1 protein-coding gene is annotated in these 1,702 nt (G+C 46.8%); it reads left to right on the top strand.

The genetic code is table 11. The features are described 5' to 3' along the window. Window positions 1–195 precede the first annotated feature (195 nt). Window positions 196–1,530 carry an AAA family ATPase gene (locus tag B7988_RS14745; protein WP_088658477.1) on the top strand — a complete coding sequence of 445 codons (1,335 nt, stop codon included), beginning with the start codon at window positions 196–198 and terminating at the stop codon, window positions 1,528–1,530. Window positions 1,531–1,702 lie beyond the last annotated feature (172 nt).

Here is a 1,702-nt window from a genome sequence, read left to right as displayed (position 1 = left end):
TCAAATGAGCAAAAGTAGTCGGGGCTCTGCCGGGCTATTCCGGCCCCGAATCAGCCGTAAACTGCTGGATTATAAATTTACGGGGAATGTCGAATTTTTAATGTAAAAATTTGCGGGAAAAGGTGGTTTTGCTCAAAATAAATTTGTGGGAAAAGAAAAATTTATGTATATTTAGACAAGTTCGGGGGATAAAATATGCCGAAATTTACATTTAAACGCAAAATTTACGCAAAAATGCTTGAATGGAAGTCCGAAAGCAAGGGACGGACTGCCTTACTTATTGAAGGAGCCCGCCGAATCGGGAAATCCACCATTGTCGAAGAATTTGCCCAAAGGGAGTACGAAACATACATCCTTATCGACTTCAATAAGGCCTCCGAAGAAGTCAAATCCCTGTTCGACGACCTCATGGACCTGGACTTCATTTTCCTGCGACTACAGGCGATTTTCCACAAGTCACTGAAATCTCGCAATTCAGTAATCATCTTCGACGAAGTCCAAAAATGCCCCAACGCGCGGCAGGCCATAAAGTACCTGGTCGCAGACGGACGCTACGACTACATCGAAACGGGGTCGCTTATCAGCATCAAGAAAAACACGGAAAGTATCACCATTCCCAGCGAAGAAGACCGACTACAAATGTACCCCATGGATTTCGAGGAATTCCGCTGGGCAATGAATGACGATGTGACCATACCCACGTTGAGCAAGTTCTTCGAAAGGAAGTTGCCGCTCGGTGCCGCATTTAGGACGACCATGCGCGGCCTACGGCTTTATGCGCTAGTCGGCGGAATGCCACAAGCCGTCGTCGAATATCTAGAAACAAACGACCTGCGCAAGGTCGATGCAATCAAACGTAAAATCATAAAGCTTTACACCGAAGATTTTCTGAAATTGGATCCGTCAGGGAACATGTCGAAACTGTTCGAAAGCATCCCCGCACAACTCAGTCGTGGAGCGAACCGCTACGTGACTTCTAGCATCATTGGAAAAGTCGGGAAAGTTAGCGAAAATAGTCTGCTGCAACAACTCGAAGACAGCAAAACCGTGAATGTCTGCTACCATTGCGACGATCCCAATGTGGGCATGGCCCTGACACAGAATCAAGAGCGGTTCAAATTATTTGTCTGCGACACGGGGTTGTTCGTGACACTTGCATTTTGGGACAAAAACTTTACCGAAAATGTCATCTACGAACGAATGCTTTCGGATAAACTGTCCGCAAACCTGGGCTACGTTTACGAGAATCTTGTGGCTCAGATGCTAACGGCCAAGGGCGATAAGCTTTTTTACCACACCTGGGCACAAGACGAAAAGCACAATTACGAAATTGACTTCATCCTTTCGCGCGGGAAAAAGATTTGCCCTATCGAAGTCAAGTCCTCCGGATACAGGACACACGCTTCGCTCGACGCATTCTGTAAAAAATTCAGCGAACGGATACAAGACCGCTACCTGATATACACCAAGGACCTGGGCCACAACGAACAGGTGCAGCATATCCCGACCTGTTTTACCATGTTCATTTAACAAAACAATCGAGTTTATCGAGAGATTCAGTAACGTGCAAGTGAGTGTCGCGACAAAAGGATGCAAGGCGAGATAGCGCAAAAAACTTGTTTTTGCATTATCGAGCCGCAGCTACGGACGTCGTAGACGTCAAAACGCTTGCGTTTGGGCATGACCGAACGCAGCCGTAGAC

This window comes from Fibrobacter sp. UWB1 (genome assembly GCF_002210325.1).
Classification (GTDB): Bacteria; Fibrobacterota; Fibrobacteria; order Fibrobacterales; family Fibrobacteraceae; genus Fibrobacter.
This window is presented reverse-complemented; position numbering and strand designations above follow the sequence as displayed.